This is a genomic window from Nocardioides korecus, assembly GCF_054778395.1.
The window spans coordinates 190335-206556 of record NZ_BAAGZO010000008.1 but is presented as its reverse complement, the minus strand read 5'-3'; the positions used below and the strand labels follow the sequence as shown (position 1 = coordinate 206556).

The 16222-nt window shown below is 74.4% G+C and carries 15 protein-coding genes; 11 read left to right on the top strand and 4 right to left on the bottom strand.

Annotation, left to right across the window (positions count from 1 at the left end):
* Positions 1 to 450, top strand: a 450-nt coding sequence (locus ACYVDA_RS16915) for a helix-turn-helix transcriptional regulator (protein ID WP_460819612.1), incomplete at its 5' end; no start/stop codon positions are given.
* A 21-nt stretch (positions 451 to 471) separates the two neighbouring features.
* On the opposite strand, the gene ACYVDA_RS16910 is transcribed toward ACYVDA_RS16915, so the two are convergent.
* Positions 472 to 2301, bottom strand: coding sequence for a hypothetical protein (locus ACYVDA_RS16910; RefSeq protein WP_460819611.1), 1830 nt, complete (start codon positions 2299 to 2301; stop codon positions 472 to 474).
* 78 nt (positions 2302 to 2379) lie between these two features.
* Positions 2380 to 3936, bottom strand: coding sequence for an amino acid permease (locus ACYVDA_RS16905; RefSeq protein ID WP_460819610.1), 1557 nt, complete (start codon positions 3934 to 3936; stop codon positions 2380 to 2382).
* Between the two features lie 165 nt (positions 3937 to 4101).
* Here ACYVDA_RS16905 and ACYVDA_RS16900 point away from each other — a divergent pair, with 165 nt between their 5' ends.
* The 10 genes from ACYVDA_RS16900 (at position 4102) to egtD (ending at position 14871) form a co-directional block, all read left to right on the top strand.
* Complete coding sequence (locus tag ACYVDA_RS16900; RefSeq protein WP_460819609.1) at positions 4102 to 4866, top strand: FadR/GntR family transcriptional regulator; 765 nt, start codon at positions 4102 to 4104, stop codon at positions 4864 to 4866.
* 49 nt (positions 4867 to 4915) lie between these two features.
* Positions 4916 to 6280 (top strand): glutamine synthetase family protein, encoded by a 1365-nt coding sequence (locus ACYVDA_RS16895; RefSeq protein WP_460819608.1) that lies wholly within the window; start codon positions 4916 to 4918, stop codon positions 6278 to 6280.
* Between the two features lie 55 nt (positions 6281 to 6335).
* On the top strand, positions 6336 to 7697 hold the full coding sequence (locus ACYVDA_RS16890) for an aldehyde dehydrogenase family protein (protein WP_460819607.1): 1362 nt from the start codon (positions 6336 to 6338) through the stop codon (positions 7695 to 7697).
* A 51-nt stretch (positions 7698 to 7748) separates the two neighbouring features.
* On the top strand, positions 7749 to 8537 hold the full coding sequence (locus ACYVDA_RS16885) for a 3-oxoacyl-ACP reductase (protein ID WP_460819606.1): 789 nt from the start codon (positions 7749 to 7751) through the stop codon (positions 8535 to 8537).
* Positions 8538 to 8541: 4 nt separating this feature from the next.
* On the top strand, positions 8542 to 9267 hold the full coding sequence (locus ACYVDA_RS16880; protein WP_460819605.1) for a gamma-glutamyl-gamma-aminobutyrate hydrolase family protein: 726 nt from the start codon (positions 8542 to 8544) through the stop codon (positions 9265 to 9267).
* 42 nt (positions 9268 to 9309) lie between these two features.
* Complete coding sequence (locus ACYVDA_RS16875; RefSeq protein ID WP_460819604.1) at positions 9310 to 10476, top strand: aminotransferase class V-fold PLP-dependent enzyme; 1167 nt, start codon at positions 9310 to 9312, stop codon at positions 10474 to 10476.
* A gap of 173 nt (positions 10477 to 10649) precedes the next feature.
* Entirely contained in the window at positions 10650 to 11891 is a 1242-nt protein-coding gene (gene egtA, locus ACYVDA_RS16870) for an ergothioneine biosynthesis glutamate--cysteine ligase EgtA (protein WP_460819603.1), read from the top strand.
* On the top strand, positions 11884 to 13203 hold the full coding sequence (egtB, locus tag ACYVDA_RS16865) for an ergothioneine biosynthesis protein EgtB (RefSeq protein WP_460819602.1): 1320 nt from the start codon (positions 11884 to 11886) through the stop codon (positions 13201 to 13203). Before egtA ends, egtB begins: the two co-directional genes overlap by 8 nt.
* A 13-nt stretch (positions 13204 to 13216) precedes the next feature.
* Complete coding sequence (gene egtC / locus ACYVDA_RS16860) at positions 13217 to 13897, top strand: ergothioneine biosynthesis protein EgtC (RefSeq protein WP_460819601.1); 681 nt, start codon at positions 13217 to 13219, stop codon at positions 13895 to 13897.
* A gap of 2 nt (positions 13898 to 13899) precedes the next feature.
* Positions 13900 to 14871: an L-histidine N(alpha)-methyltransferase gene (gene egtD / locus ACYVDA_RS16855; protein ID WP_460819600.1), complete on the top strand. Its 972-nt coding sequence runs from the start codon at positions 13900 to 13902 to the stop codon at positions 14869 to 14871.
* Between the two features lie 45 nt (positions 14872 to 14916).
* On the opposite strand, the gene ACYVDA_RS16850 is transcribed toward egtD, so the two are convergent.
* Both ACYVDA_RS16850 and ACYVDA_RS16845 read right to left on the bottom strand, forming a co-directional pair.
* On the bottom strand, positions 14917 to 15792 hold the full coding sequence (locus tag ACYVDA_RS16850; protein ID WP_460819599.1) for an EamA family transporter: 876 nt from the start codon (positions 15790 to 15792) through the stop codon (positions 14917 to 14919).
* 162 nt (positions 15793 to 15954) lie between these two features.
* Positions 15955 to 16155, bottom strand: coding sequence for a DUF7455 domain-containing protein (locus ACYVDA_RS16845; RefSeq protein ID WP_460819620.1), 201 nt, complete (start codon positions 16153 to 16155; stop codon positions 15955 to 15957).
* Between the last annotated feature and the right edge of the window lie 67 nt (positions 16156 to 16222).

The window sequence follows — 16222 nt, the reverse complement described above, 5'->3', positions numbered from 1 at the left end:
GTCGCCACGCCGGCCCTCCTCGCCCAGGCCGCCGCCGCCCGGGCCAGGCTGGCGCCGCCGCCCGGGGACGTGCGCCACTGGCAGGACGCCGCTCGCGGGTTCCGCGCCGCCGGCCTCGCCTTCGACGAGGCGGAGGCGCGGCTCGAGCTCGCGGCGGCCCTGCGCGCCGGCGGGGACGAGTCCGGTGCTCGCGAGCAGGAGGCCCTGGCGCGCGGAACGCTCGGGCTCACCCGGGCGGAGGGGGGTGCACCCGAGGGTCACGGGCTGACCGAGCGCCAGGTCGAGGTCCTGCAGCTCCTGGCCCGGGGCCTGAGCAACGCGGCGATCGCCGGGCAGCTCCACCTGAGCGAGCACACCGTCCACCGCCACGTGGCCAACGTCTACCTCACGCTCGGGCTGCGGTCGCGCGCCGCGGCGGCGGCGTACGCCGTGCGGCACGGGCTGGGCTGAGGGGCCGCCCGACCGGTCGGGTCACCGGAAGGCGGGCAGCCTCCAGACCAGGTACCCCTCGCGGTCCGTGGTCGGGGGACCCAGCGCGGCCCGCGTGAGGGTGGCGACCCACCGTCCCTGGCGTCCGGTCGGGGAGACGACCATCGCGTCGATGTGGTGGGTCGCGACGTAGGCGCGCAGGGCCGTGGCGAGACGCCGTCGCGGGGCGGACGTGGGCGGCGACCAGTGCGTGCTGCGCTGGGGGCCGCCCTCGACCAGGACGTCCCACAACGAGCGGGGCAGGTCGCCGTGCGGGTAGTTCTTGCTCGTCCCGTCGGGGCCGGGCACGTAGATCTCGCCGCCGGTCAGCCGGAACCGCAGGTCGCTCTCGATCTGCCAGATCATCGCGATGTTGCCCGAGTACGACGGGTAAGGGTAGGTGAGCACGGTGGCGCCGGCCGGGATCTCCTGGACCCCCCGACCCGCGAAGTACGCCGAGGTCGGCACCGGGACGCTGGTGGCGGGACCGTTCGGCAGGAGCGGGACCAGCGCGACCAGGGCGACCGCCGTCACCGCGAGCGTGCGGCGTGCCCCGGTGAGGCGGGAGCGCCGCAGCCCGAGGTCCACCACGAGCGCGAGCAGCACGGCGGCGACGAGCTGGATGGGCAGGGCGAAGCGCGTGGGACCGATCTCCTGCAGCGCGGGCACCCCGGTGACCGCGGCGAGGGGGAGCGGGACGCCCGTCGCCCGGTTGGCCACCGTCAGCTCGATGCCCAGCGCGAGCACGAACGAGACCACGCCCAGCGTCCCGAGGCCGACCACGAGGAGGTTCCGGCGGAGCACCACCAGCGCGACCAGCAGGAGGACGAGCAGGGGCACCCCGAGGTAGAACCCGTTCTCGTGCACGACCCCCTTGACGAACTGGTCGGCCACGCCCTGGAGGAAGGGGGTGCGGATCCACTGGGGGCGCGAGGGCAGGACCAGGGACAGCAGGTCGGCGTGGAAGCTGTCCAGGTTGGACACCGAGTGAGGGGGACCCTGGGGACGCTGCGGGCCCCGGAGGAACATCCAGATCGGGTAGCCGCCCACGAGCAGGCCGGCGGCTCCGGCGGCCAGGGTCCCGCGGGCCAGGGCGGGCAGCCGCGACCTCACCTGCCGGTGGCGCACGAGCGCGATCGGGGCCAGCGCGATCGCCCCGAGGATGACGAAGAGCGCCGACAGCTCGACCGAGATCAGCATCTCCAGGCCCAGGAGCAGGCCGATCAGCGCTCCGCACCGGTAGGGGGAGGCGTCCGCGCTGATCAGCCACCGGTCCAGGAGCAGGATCAGTGGGGGGAGCAGGGGCAGGAACACCAGGAAGACGTGCAGCTGCCCCTCGGCGAGCATGTAGGGGGAGAACCCGAAGAGCAGGCCACCGAGGAACGCCGCCGCGCGGGACCTCACGTAGCGGCGCAGCACCAGGAACATCGAGAGCGCCGAGAGCGCGAGACCCAGCCGCAGGAGGGCGTTGAACGCGGCGACGGGTCCGAGCCACGCCGTCACCGGCCACCCGAGGAACCCGAGCAGGGGCATCGAGGTGTTGACGCCGAGGTTCACCCCGGCCGGGGCGTTCAGGTAGGTGCTGAACAGGGGGTCGTGCCCGTGGCTGAGCGCGAACGGGACCCACTGGAGGAACCAGGTCTGCTGCACCGAGTCCGAGCAGGCGCACTTGACCACGTGGTGCGGGTCGAGGGGGGAGACCGGCCAGTAGAACAGGCAGGCGAGCCCGAGGTAGACCGCGGCGACGACGAGCGTCAGGACCACCGTCCCCGACCTCGGGTGCGACCGGGACCTCGCGTCGTCGGGGCGAGTCACGTCCTGCGCGTCGTGCATGGCGTCAGCATGCACGACGTGCGCCGCCCCGCCGCGCACCGACCCGGGGTGGTGAGGCCCCGGGTCGGTGCGCGGCGGCTAGTCGTCGAAGGCCCCGACGACGTCGGTGTCGATGGTGTGCTTGGGGCCGGTGAACCACTTCTTGGCCGAGGTCTGCCACCAGACGGCCAGCACGATCAGCGTGCCGAAGGTGAGGATCGGCGCGTAGTTGACCGAGGCCCAGGTGAAGTCCTTGTTGCCGGGGGTGCCGGCCGGGCTGAAGGGCAGGATGAAGTAGATCGAGACGATCGCGATCTCGGCGACGGCGAGCAGGTTCATCCACTTGTACTTCCTGCCCAGGGTCCACGAGCCGGCCTCGAAGTCGTCCCCCATCCGCCACCGCAGGAAGATCGGGACCGCGAAGGCGAGGTAGAGGCCGATGACCGCGATGGAGACCACGGCCAGGAACGCGACGGGGACGCCGCCGACGCCGTACAGGGCCGGGGCGGTGATGACCACGCCGACCACGAAGCACAGCAGCACGGCGTTGACCGGGACGCGGGTCCGCGGGCTGACCTTGGCGAACAGGCGCGAGCCGGGGATGGCACCGTCGCGGCTGAAGGCGAAGGTCATGCGGGAGCAGCTGGTCATGCAGGCGGTGAGGCAGAACAGCTGGCCGCCGGTGGAGATCAGCAGGACCAGGAAGTGCCAGCCCGAGGGCAGCGCCTGACCGAAGATCGCGTCCACCGACCCGTAGGCCTTGCTGACGCCCTTCGGGTCCTGGACCGCGAACAGGAAGGCCAGCAGCAGGATGTAGCCACCGATGGCGGAGTAGGCGATCGAGCGCCAGATGCCCTTGGCCGCCGCCTTGGACGCGGACGCGGTCTCCTCCGACAGGTGGGCCGAGGCGTCGTACCCGGTGATCGTGTACTGCGTCAGGAGCAGACCGAGGGGCAGCACGAGGAACCAGTACTTCGCGTTGCCGACGGCACCGCCGTCGAACCCGGAGTTGTTGATCTTCTCGGTGTAGACCCAGTGCAGGGACTGGTGGGTCTCGGGGATGAAGACCAGGATCAGGATGACCGCGGCCGCGCCGGCGACGTGCCACCACACCGAGATGTTGTTGATGACGGCCAGCAGGTGGCCGCCGAAGACGTTGGCGACCACGGCCAGGACCATCAGGACGAGGAAGATCAGGTAGGTCCGCGTGAGGCCGGTCCCGCTCGCCCACGACGTCGACACCGTGCTGAGGGTCAGGTCGGTGAAGGTCGCGGCGCCGTACCCCACGGACGCGGTCACGGCCAGCAGACCGATCAGGTTCAGCCAGCCGGTGAAGAACCCGGCGGCGGGGCCGCCCATCTTCGAGGCCCACCAGTAGATGCCGCCGGAGGTGGGGTACGCCGAGACCAGCTCGCTCATGGTGAAGCCGATGACCAGGATCAGCAGCGAGACGACCGGCCAGCCCCAGCTGATCGCGACCGGTCCGCCGTTCTGCCAGGCCTGGTAGAAGGTCGTGAAGCAGCCCGCCAGGATCGAGATGATCGAGAACGAGATGGCGAAGTTGGAGAACCCGGACCACGACCGGTCCAGCTCCTGGGTGTAGCCGAGGCGGGCGAGCTCCTGCTCGTCCTCGGACAGGTGGGAGGTGTCGGTCACGGGCACTCCTACGGGGGCGGGCGGGCCGGCACGGCCGGAGGCGGCGGCGCCGCACTGAGTTGCGTGGAGGCTAGACCCGCCGTCGAGGGGGCGTCCAGGGTCGTGACCGTTTTGGTTTGAACTCAGACCATTGACAGCGACGGAGCGGGTGGCAGGATGACCGCCGTGACCTCCGCCGCGCCCGAGCTCCCCACGCCCGCAGGGGCGCCGCGGGGCGCGACCCTGGGGGAGGCGGTGCTCCGACCGGTCCGAGGCCACCACGCCTTCGAGGCCTGCGTCGAGCAGCTGGCGACCGCGATCCGGCTGGGCGCCTACCCCCGCGGCAGCACGCTGCCCCCCGAGCGGGAGCTGGCCGAGCGGATGGCGGTCTCGCGGGCGACGCTGCGCGAGGCGATGGCCGCCCTGCGCCAGGCCGGCCTGGTCGAGACCACCCGCGGTCGGGGCGGCGGCACCGTGGTCACCGAGCGACCGAGCCTGACCTCGCGGCTCTCGGGCCCCCAGCAGGAGCAGCGCCGGGCCGGGTGGCTCGACGCCCTGACCTTCCGCCGCGTCGTGGAGCCCGGCGCCTGCGCCCTCGCGGCCTCGCGGACGCTCTCGAGCGCCGACGAGCAGGCCCTGCACGCGGCGCTGGCGGCCGTCGGTGCGGCGCACCGCCCGGGCGCGCACCGCCAGGCCGACTCCCGTCTCCACCTCACCCTGGCCACCCTCGCCGGCTCGGACCGCGTGGTGGAGGCCGTCACCTCGGTGCAGGCGAGCCTGGACGAGATGCTGCGCGCGATCCCGGTGCTCGAGGCCAACATCGCCCACTCCGACCGGCAGCACGAGGTCATCGTCGAGGCCGTCCTGGGCGGCGACCCGGCCCGGGCCCGGCGCGCCATGGAGCAGCACTGCGACGACACCGCCGCGCTGCTGCGGGGGCTGCTGGGATGACAGACGTACGGCACCGCACCGCTCACCGGACCGACACGATGGAGACGCCATGACCCGCAACGCCCGACACCTGTCCGTGGAGGACCTGGTGGCCCGCATCGACGCCGACGAGATCGACACCGTGGTGGTGGCCTTCACCGACATGCAGGGGCGGCTCCAGGGCAAGCGGCTGCACGGCGCCTACTTCCGCGACGAGGTGCTCGGTCACGGCACCGAGGGCTGCAACTACCTGCTCGGGGTCGACGTGGAGATGAACACCGTCGAGGGCTACGCCATCACCTCGTGGGAGCGGGGGTACGGCGACATGGAGTTCGTGCTGGACCTCGACACCATCCGGCTGCTGACCCACCTCCCGGCCACCGCGATGGTGCAGTGCGACCTCGCCTGGCCCGACGGCACGCCGGTCGTCCAGTCGCCGCGGGCGATCCTCCAGCGCCAGGTCGACCGCGCCGCCGAGATGGGCTACACCGCCGTGGCCGGCACCGAGCTGGAGTTCATCCTCTTCGACGACACCTACGAGGCGGCCCGGTCGGCGAACTACACCGGCCTGACCCCGGCCAACCAGTACAACGTCGACTACTCGATCCTCGGCACCACCCGCGTCGAGCCGCTGCTGCGCGACATCCGCAACACGATGTACGCCGCCGGCCTCGACGTCGAGGGCGCCAAGGGCGAGTGCAACTTCGGCCAGCACGAGATCGGGTTCCTGTACGCCGACGTGGTCAAGACCTGCGACGACCACGCGGTCTACAAGAACGTCGCCAAGGAGATCGCGGCCCTGCACGGGCGCTCGCTGACCTTCATGGCCAAGTGGGACGAGCGCGAGGGCAACTCCTGCCACGTGCACCTCTCGCTGCGCGGCCCCGACGGCGAGATCGTGTTCTGGGACGACGAGGCCGGACGCCGTACGCCGACCTACGACTCGTTCGTGGCCGGGATCCTGGCCGGCATGGAGGACCTGACGCTGCTCTTCGCCCCCAACGTCAACTCCTACAAGCGCTTCGCCGACGGGTCCTTCGCGCCCACCGCGATCGCCTGGGGCGAGGACAACCGCACCTGCGCGGTGCGCCTGGTCGGCCACGGCGCCGGTGCCCGGATGGAGAACCGCGTGCCGGGCGGCGACGTCAACCCCTACCTGGCCGTGGCCGCGATGCTGGCCGCCGGGCTGGACGGCGTCGAGCGGGGGCTGGAGCTCGGGCCGGCCACCGAGGGCAACGCCTACAGCCAGGGCCTGCCGACCGTGCCGCGCACCCTGCGCGCCGCCCGCGAGGCCTTCGCCGGCTCCGACCTGGCGCGGCGGACCCTGGGTGCGGAGGTCGTCGACCACTACACGAACATGGCCGACGTCGAGCTGGCCGCCTTCGAGGCCTCCGTCACCGACTGGGAGCGCCGGCGCGGCTTCGAGCGCATGTGACGCCCTCGCACCACCGCCCCACCCGCACCCCCTCCGCCCCCGAGGAGTCCTCACCGTGTCCACCTTCACCGTCCTGAACCCCGCGACCGCCGAGGTCGTGCGCGACGTCGAGCTCGCCTCGCTGGAGCAGACCGACGCCGCGATCGAGCGCGCCCAGGAGGCCTTCGGTTCCTGGCGCGACGTCGCGCCCGGCGAGCGCGCCCGGTTGCTGCGGGCCTTCGCCGCGGTCGTCGACGCCCACGTCGAGGAGCTCGCGCAGCTCGAGGTCCTCAACGCCGGCCACACCCTGGGCAACGCCCGCTGGGAGGCCGGCAACGTCCGCGACTGCCTGAACTACTACTCCGCCAGTCCCGAGCGGCTGTTCGGTCGCCAGATCCCGGTCCCCGGGGGCATCGACGTCACCTTCCGCGAGCCGCTCGGCGTCGTCGGGATCATCGTGCCGTGGAACTTCCCGATGCCGATCGCCGGCTGGGGGATGGCCCCGGCGCTCGCGGCCGGCAACACGGTGGTGCTCAAGCCCGCCGAGCTGACCCCGCTGACCGCGATCCGGCTCGGTGAGCTGGCGCTGGAGGCCGGGCTGCCCGAGGGCGTCCTGACGGTGCTGCCCGGCGCCGGCCCGGTCGTGGGGGAGCGCTTCGTGACCCACCCGCTGGTGCGCAAGGTCGCCTTCACCGGGTCGACCGCGGTCGGCCAGCAGGTGATGCGCGGGTGCGCCGACCAGGTCAAGCGGGTCACCCTCGAGCTGGGCGGCAAGAGCGCCAACATCGTCTTCGCCGACGCCGACGTGGCCAGGGCGGCTGCCAGCGCGCCGTACGCCGTGTTCGACAACGCCGGCCAGGACTGCTGCGCCCGCTCGCGGATCCTCGTCCAGCGGCCGGCGTACGACGAGTTCCTGGGGCGCCTCGAGCAGGCCGTCACCGCGATGCGCGTGACCGACCCGGGCAGCGACCCCGACAGCGAGATGGGGCCGCTGATCTCCGCGCGCCAGCACGAGCGGGTCGCGGGCTACGTCGACGCCGCCGAGGTCGCCTTCACCGGCTCGGCGCCGGACCTGGGCGGCTTCTGGATGCCGCCGACCGTCGTGCTCGCCGACGACCCGTCGGCCGCGATCTGGCGCGAGGAGGTGTTCGGCCCGGTCGTGGCCGTGATGCCCTTCGACGACGAGGAGGACGCGGTCCGCCTCGCCAACGACACCGACTACGGTCTGTCCGGCTCGATCTTCACCCGCGACCTCGGACGCGCCCTGCGGGTCGCGCGGCGGGTGGAGTCCGGCAACCTCTCGGTCAACAGCCACTCCGCGGTCCGCTACTGGACCCCGTTCGGCGGCTTCAAGCAGTCCGGCCTCGGCCGCGAGCTGGGGCCCGACGCCCCGAACGCGTTCACCGAGGAGAAGAACGTCTTCCTCAGCCACGACTGACCCGCACCACCCCGTCCCCCAGATCGCCCCTACAGAAGAGGAACCACCACCATGTCAGGACGCCCAGGTCGCCTCGAGGGCCGTGTCGCCGTCGTCACCGGAGGATGCTCCGGGATCGGTCTCGCCACCGTCCAGCGCTTCACCGAGGAGGGTGCCAAGGTCGTCATCGGCGACATCGACGACCAGCGCGGCCACGAGCTGGTGGGGCAGCTCGGTGGCGAGCAGGTCGCGACGTACGTCCACGTCGACGTCACCGACAAGGAGCAGGTCGACGCGCTGTTCAGGACGGCCAAGGACACCTACGGCTCGGTCGACGTCGCGTTCAACAACGCGGGCATCTCCCCGCCCGACGACGACTCGATCCTCGACACCGAGCTCGAGGCCTGGCGCCGGGTGCAGGAGGTCAACCTGACCAGCGTCTACCTGTGCTGCAAGGCCGCCCTGCCCTACATGATCGAGCAGGGCCGGGGCTCGATCATCAACACCGCCTCCTTCGTGGCCGTGATGGGCGCGGCGACGTCGCAGATCTCCTACTCCGCCTCCAAGGGCGGCGTGCTGTCGATGACCCGTGAGCTCGGCGTGCAGTTCGCCCGCCAGGGCGTGCGCGTCAACGCGCTGTGCCCGGGGCCGGTGAACACCCCGCTGCTCAAGGAGCTCTTCGCCTCCGACGCCGAACGCGCGGCCCGTCGCCTCGTGCACGTGCCGATGGGTCGCTTCGGCGAGCCCGAGGAGATGGCCAACGCGGTGCTGTTCCTGGCCTCCGACGAGTCCAGCTTCATGACCGCCTCGACGTTCCTGGTCGACGGTGGCATCTCGGGCGCCTACGTCACGCCCCTGTGAGCCGGTGCGTGACGTGCGACCGCTGATCGGGCTCTCGACCTACCGGGAGCGGGCGCGGTGGGGGGTGTGGGACCAGGGCGCCGACCTGCTGCCCACGTCGTACGCCCTCTCGATCGAGCGGGCGGGCGGCGTGCCGGTGCTGCTCCCGCCCACCACGCCGTACGCCGACGCGGCGACCGCCGTGGTCGCCCGCCTCGACGCCCTGGTCGTGGCGGGCGGGGCCGACGTCGACCCGGCCCGCTACGACGAGGAGCCGCACCCCGCGACGGGCGTGCCGCGCCCCGACCGGGACGCCTGGGAGCTCGCGCTCCTGGCGGCGGCCGAGGCGCGCGGCCTGCCCACCCTCGGGGTGTGCCGGGGCATGCAGGTGATGGCGGTCGGGTCGGGCGGCTCCCTGGTGCAGCACGTCCCCGACGAGCTCGGGCACCGTCGCCACGACCCCGGTGGCGACGCCTTCGGGCAGGTCGAGGTCAGCATCGAGCCCGGCAGCCGGCTGGCGCAGGTCCTGGGTCCGCGGGCCCAGGACCTGGTCGTGGGCTGCCACCACCACCAGTCGGTGCGGACCCACCCCGGCTGGACGGCGGTCGCCCGCGCCGACGACGGCAGCCTCGAGGCGATCGAGCAGCCGGGCGGCCGGTTCGCCGTCGGCGTGCAGTGGCACCCCGAGGTGGCCGAGGACGCCGGGTTGTTCCGGGCGCTCGTGGAGGCGGCCGCCGCCGGGCGCGGCTGAGGGCTTCGGCCCGGGTGTGCCGGGGTGTGGTGGGGTGGAGCGGTGAGCGACCACCAGCCCGCCGAGCCCGACACCGCGTCCCCCGCCGGCCCCCACCCCTGGCGGGCCTGGGCCGAGGCGCGACCCTCCACCGACGCGGTGCACCTCGACTCGGCCTCGGCCGGGCGGTCGTCGCGGGCGGTGCTCGAGGCGGTCGCCGCCCACGCGCTCCTGGAGGCGACCGACGGTGGCTACGTCGCCGCGGAGGTCCACGCCCCCGCGGTGGAGCAGGCGCGGTCCGACGTGGCCGTGCTGCTGGGGACCGACCCCGCCGGCGTGGCCTTCGTCGAGAGCGCCACCCGGGCCCTGGACGTGCTGCTCGAGTGCTGGCCGCTGCCGCCCGGGGCGCGGGTGGGCGTGGCCCCGTCGGCCTGGGAGCCCAACGTCGAGTCGCTGCGCCACCGCGGGCTCGTCCCCGAGCTGCTGCCGGTCGACGGCGTCGGGGTGGTGGACCTCGAGGGCCTCGCCCGCCGCCTCGCCCTGGACCCGCCGCACCTGGTGCTCGTGGACCAGGCCGCGGCCCACCGGGGACTGGTGCAGCCGGTCGTCGACGTCGCCGCCCTGGGGCGCGCCCACGGCGTACCGGTCTGGGTCGACGCCGCGCAGTCGCTCGGCCACCTCGACGCCGTCACCGGCGCCGACGCCGTCCTCGCCACGAGCCGCAAGTGGCTGGCCGGTCCGCGCGGTGTCGGGGTGCTGGCGGTGGCGCCCGAGCACCGGGCCGCCCTGCGGGTCAAGCGGCTGGCCAAGCACGCGGACGCCGACGTCGTGCGGCGCCTGGAGTCCGACGAGGCCCACGTCGCCGGCCGGGTGGGTCTCGGGGTCGCGGTGCGCGAGCTGCACGACCTCGGGCCGCACCGGGTCCGGGACCGCTTGCGGGAGGTGGGGGCCCGGGTCCGCGAGGCCGCCCTCGACCTGCCCGGGTGGCGCGCGGACCGGCCGGAGGCGCCGGCGGGCGCGACCACGACCCTGCTGCCGACCCGGGGTCAGGACGTGGGCGTCGAGCGCGAGCGCCTGCTGCGCGAGCACCGGGTGGTGACCACCGTGTGCCTGCCCTGGAGGGCTCCGGTGGACATGGCGGCGACGGGCCCGGGGCTGCGGCTGAGCCCCCACGTGGACCTCACCGACGAGGCCCTGCTGACCGTGTGCCGGGCGCTCGCCGCGCGCTGAGGTGACGGGTCGCGGTGGGCCCCGCCTTGGTCTTGTCGGCGCGCTGTGCCACATTTGAGGGGTACTCGAGGACGGCTCCAGCAGCGACGCACCACCCCCGGCACCACCCCGCAGCCGCCCCCGCACCGACCCGCAGTCCTCACCGGACTGGTCCGGACCTGGAGGGGGCCCCCGTGGCCGCACAGCAGCTCGATCCCGTCGCGACCGCCCGCGACCACGTGGCGCAGCACGCGCTGACCCCCGACGCCGGCGGCCGGGTCGGGCTGGAGCTGGAGTACCACCTGGTCGACCTCGCCGACCCGGGGCGCCGCCCCGCGTGGGACCGCGTGCTCGACGTGGTCGCGGCGGTCGGCACGATGCCCTCGGGCAGCAGCGTGACGCTCGAGCCCGGGGGACAGGTCGAGCTCTCGACCCCACCGGCCGACGACGTCGTCGCCTCCGTGGCCGCCCTGCGGGCCGACCAGGCCGTCATGCGCTCGCGCCTGCACGAGCTCGGGTACGGCGCGGCGGCCCTCGGCACCGACCCGGCGCGCCCCGCCCGCCGGGTCAACCCCCACCCGCGCTACGACGCGATGGAGGAGCACTTCGGGGCCCTGGGCAGCCGTGGGTCGGGGGAGTCGATGATGTCCTCCACCGCGGCCCTCCAGGTCAACCTCGACGCGGGGCCGCGGTCGGGCTGGGAGCGCCGGCTGGCGCTGGTGCGCTCGATGACCCCGGTGCTGGTGGCGCTGTCCGCGACCTCGCCCTACCTGGCGGGCCGGTCCTCGGGCTGGCACAGCATGCGGCAGGGCTGCTGGAACGGGATCGACCGCGGCCGCAGCGACCCCTTCGCGAGCGGGGAGCCGACCGCGGCGTGGGCCGACTACGCCCTCAGCGCGCCCGTGATGCTGGTGCGCGACCCCGGTCCGCCGCACGCGCCGGGCTCGATGCTCGCCGTGACCGAGCGGATCTCCTTCGCCGACTGGCTCCAGGGGCGTGGCCCGGTCCGGCGTACGCCGACCACGGCCGACCTCGACTACCACCTGACCACGCTGTTCCCGCCCGTCCGACCCCGCGGCTACCTCGAGATCCGCTGCATCGACGCGCTGCCCGACCGCTGGACCGGCGCGGTGGCCTCGCTCGTGGCCACCCTGGTCGACGACCCGGTCGCCTCCGAGCGCGCGCGGGAGGTGTGCGAGCCCGTCGACGGGGCCTGGGAGACGGCCGCCCGCCACGGCCTCGAGGACCGCGCGGTGCGCCGCGCGGTCGAGGCGTGCCTCGAGCTGGCCGTGGCCCACGGCCCCGCCGCCCTCCGTCCGGAGGTCGAGGCCCTGAGCGAGCTGGTGGTCGCGGGGAGCTCCCCGGGCCAGGAGATCCGCAGGCGGGTCGAGGCCGTCGGCCCGCTCGCCGTCCTGGAGGAGGAAGCCCGTGCCTGAGACCACCCCCCGCCCCGACTCCGGACCTGGCCCCGGCACCACCCGGGAGGCCCGGGCGCTCGGCCTGGAGCAGGCCCGGCGCCGCACCCGCCTGGTCACCGACGTGGAGGAGCCGGAGCTGCTGGCCCAGCACAGCCGCCTGATGAGCCCGCTGGTCTGGGACCTCGCCCACATCGGCCAGCAGGAGGACCTGTGGCTGCTGCGCGGGGGCGACAGCCGCGCCCAGGGCCTGCTCTCGACCCGCGTGGAGAAGTTGTACGACGCCTTCGAGCACCCGCGCGCCGCCCGGGTCGACCTGCCGCTGCTGGCGCCCACCGAGGCCCGCGCCTACCTGGCTGACGTGCGCGGCCGGGTCCTGGACGCCCTCGAGCGCGTGCCGGTCGAGGACGGCCGCGAGCTGTTCGCGTTCTCGATGGTCGAGCAGCACGAGCAGCAGCACGTCGAGACCATGCTGGCCACCCACCAGCTGCGGCGCGGCGCGCCCGTCCTGGGTGCCGGCTCCCCGCTGCCCGCGGGCCGGCCCGTGCCGCACGACTCCGTGCTGGTGCCGGCCGGGCCCTTCGTGCTCGGCACCGACGCCGAGAGCGAGCCGTGGTCCCTGGACAACGAGCGCCCGGCCCACGTCGTCGACCTGCCGGCGTTCCGGATCGGTCGGGTCCCGGTGACCAACGCCGAGTGGCAGGCCTTCGTCGAGGCCGGGGGGTACGACGAGCCCCGCTGGTGGTCCGAGCGGGGCTGGGCCCACCGGGTCGAGTCCGGTCTGGAGCGGCCGCTGTTCTGGTCCGCCGACGGGTCCCGCCGCCGGTTCGGCCACGTCGAGGACGTGCCGCCCGAGGAGCCGGTCCAGCACGTCAGCTTCCACGAGGCCCAGGCGTACGCCGCGTGGGCCGGCGCCCGCCTGCCCACCGAGCAGGAGTGGGAGAAGGCGGCCACGTGGGACCCGGAGGCCGGACGCAAGCGGCGCTGGCCCTGGGGCGACTCGGTGTGGACCCCCGCGCTGGCCAACCTCGGGGGCGGGGCGCTGCGACCGGCGCCCGTGGGTGCCTACGCGGCCGGCGCGTCGGCGTACGGCGTGGAGCAGCTGGTCGGCGACGTCTGGGAGTGGACCAGCTCGGGCTTCGAGCCCTGGCCCGGCTTCGCCCCGATGCTGTACGCCGACTACAGCGCGCCGTTCTTCGGCGGCGACTACCGCGTCCTGCGCGGGGGCTCCTGGGCCGTCGGCGCCGACGCGGTGCGCTCGACCTTCCGCAACTGGGACCTGCCGATCCGTCGCCAGGTCTTCAGCGGCCTGCGCCTGGCCTGGGACGCCTGAGGTGTGCCGTCACGTGGCCTGGCTCGGTGAGCCGCGCTCCGTCGCCGCGCTGGTGCTCGAGCCCGAGCACGGGCTGCTGCACCAGAGCTACGCGCCCCGCCGGCAGTCCCACGGCACCATGAACGCCGACGGCTGGGGGGTCGGCTTCTGGGCCGACCACGCGGCCGAGCCGGTCCGTTGGCGCTCCTCGCGCCCCCTGTGGAGCGACACCTCCTTCGCCTCGGTCGCCCCGGTGCTGCGCGCCGGCGCCGTGGTGGCCGCGGTCCGGTCGGCCACCGAGGGGATGCCGACCGACGAGAGCGCGGCCGCGCCGTTCACCGACGGCCGCTGGCTGCTCTCCCACAACGGCCGGGTGGACCGCTCGGTGCTGCCGCCCGCGCCGCTGGCGGAGTCGGTCTGCGACTCCGCGCTCCTGGCCGCCCACGTGTTCGACGTCGGCCCCGAGCACCTGGGCCGGATCGTCACGGGAGTCGCCCGGCTCGACCCCGCGGCCCGGCTGAGCCTGCTGGCCGGCGACGGCACCCGCGTGCTGGCCACCACCTGGGGCGACCCGCTGAGCTACCTGGTCACCCCCGACGGGGTGGTCGTGGCCAGCGAGCCCTACGACGACGACCCGCGCTGGGTCGACGTGCCCGACCGACACCTGCTGGAGGTGGCCCGGCGCGAGGTCACCGTGACCCCCCTGGAGACCTGACCGTGCCCGTCGCCGACGCCCGCGTCCACCTCGACCCCACCGCCCTGGCCGACCAGATGGCCCTCGACGTCCGGGCGGGTCTCACCTCGACGCCCCGGACGATCCCGCCGAAGTACTTCTACGACGCCCACGGCAGCCGCCTGTTCGACGAGATCACCCGGCTGCCGGAGTACTACCCGACCCGGGCCGAGCGCGCGATCCTCGAGGCCCACGTCGACGAGGTCGCCGCCGCGAGCGGCGCCGAGACGCTGGTCGAGCTCGGCAGCGGGACCTCGGAGAAGACCCGGCTGCTGATCGCCGCCCTGCGCGCGACGGGCACCCTGCAGCGCTTCGTGCCCTTCGACGTCGACCCCGCCGTCCTGGGCGAGGCCGGGCGGTCGGTGGCCGCCGAGTTCCCCGGCCTCGAGGTCGAGCCGGTGGTCGGCGACTTCGAGCACCACCTGCGTGACCTGCCGCGGCACCCGCGCCGCCTGGTCGCGTTCCTCGGCTCGACCATCGGCAACCTCGACCCCGACCAGCGCGCCGTGTTCCTCTCCGACGTGCGGCTGACCATGGGCGAGGACGACTCGCTGCTGCTGGGCACCGACCTGGTCAAGGACGTCGACCGGCTGGTGGCGGCGTACGACGACGCGCAGGGGGTGACGGCCGCCTTCGACAAGAACGTGCTGACCGTCCTCAACCGCGAGCTCGGTGCCGACTTCGACCTCGACGCCTTCACGCACCGGTCGGTCTGGGTGCCCGAGCACGAGCGGATCGAGATGCGGCTGGAGTCGACGGTCGACCAGCTCGTGCGCGTGCGCGCCCTCGACCTGGAGGTGCGCTTCGCGGCGGGGGAGCAGCTGCGCACCGAGATCTCCACCAAGTTCCGGCGCGCGACGGTCGAGGCCGAGCTGGCCGCCGCCGGGCTGGAGCTGCGTCGGTGGTGGACCGACCCGGCCGGTGACTTCGCGCTCAGCCTGGCCGTGCCGCGCTGACCCGGGTCCTCGGAGGCCGAGTCCTCGGAGGCCTCAGCGTGGGCCTCAGCCCAGCACCACGCACACCACGCTGACCCCGCACAGGGCCAGGCCGAGCGTCTGGACGCGGTGCAGGCGCTCGTGCAGGAGCACCACCGCCAGCAGCACGGTGGCGGCGGGGTAGAGCGAGGTCAGCACCGCCGCCACGCTGAGCAGTCCCTGCTGGCGGGCGAGCACGAACCCCACCACCGCCGTCGTGGCGGTCAGCCCGGCCAGCAGGCCCACCCAGTGCCCGGGCACGCGCGGACGGGGGTCGCCGCCCAGCAGCAGCGAGGCCGCCACCACGGCGACCAGGGAGACCAGCTGCGCGACCAACACCGGCCAGTACCCCGATCCCTCCGGCACCTGCCCCAGGGCCGCGAACAGGAGGCCGAACCCGGCGCCGGCCAGGACCCCGTCGGCCAGGCCGGGGGCCGGTCCCCGTCGCCTCGCCGCGGGGGACGCGGGCGCCGGCCCGGCGGCCCGTTCCGGCGCCGACGGCTCCTGGGAGACCAGCCAGATGCCGGGCAGCGCCAGCACCATCCCGGCCCAGACCAGGGCGGACGGACGCTCGTCGGCGAGCACCCCGACCGCCGCCGGCAGCAGCGCGGCGCCGACGGCCGAGACCGGGCCGACCACCCCCATCCGGCCGCGGGCAAACCCGCGGTAGAGGAACGCCGTGCCGATCCCGCTGCCGATGCCGCCGAGCGCGCCCCAGGCGAGGTCGGCACCCCCTGGTCGTCCGGGGAGCAGCAGGGCCAGGACCAGCGACCCGGTCGCCGCGCCGAGGCAGGCGGTGAAGGCCACCGGCCAGACCGAGGAGCGCCGGGAGGCGACGCCGCCGACGAAGTCGGAGAGGCCGTACGCCGCGGCCGCGCCGAGCGCGAGCAGGACGCCGGTCATCGCCGGACCGCCGCCGGGGCGGGCTGGCGCGTCAGGTCGCCGGGCACGGCGGGTCTCCTCGCGGGTGGGTGCGCACCTCGTCCCGAGGACGGGGGCGTGAGGGGAAAGGCCGAGGCCCCGGTCCACCAGGGACCGGGGCCTCGGATCAGGTCTGTCGGGCGCTCAGTCGTCGGTGCTGACGGCCGGACGGTCGGCGAGCTTGCCGGTCTCGTCCTGCACGTGCTCGGCGACCTCGCGGAGCTTCTCGCCGTGCTCACGAGCGTGGTGGGCGCAGAAGAGCAGCTCGCCACCGCCCTTGAGCTGGACGCGGAGGTAGGCCTGGGCGCCGCATCGGTCGCACCGGTCGACCGCGGTGAGCGGCATGGCGCTGGGGGCTGTCGCAGTAGTCACGTCTGGCCTCACTCTCGTTGGGTGACTGGTCCTCGGTCCT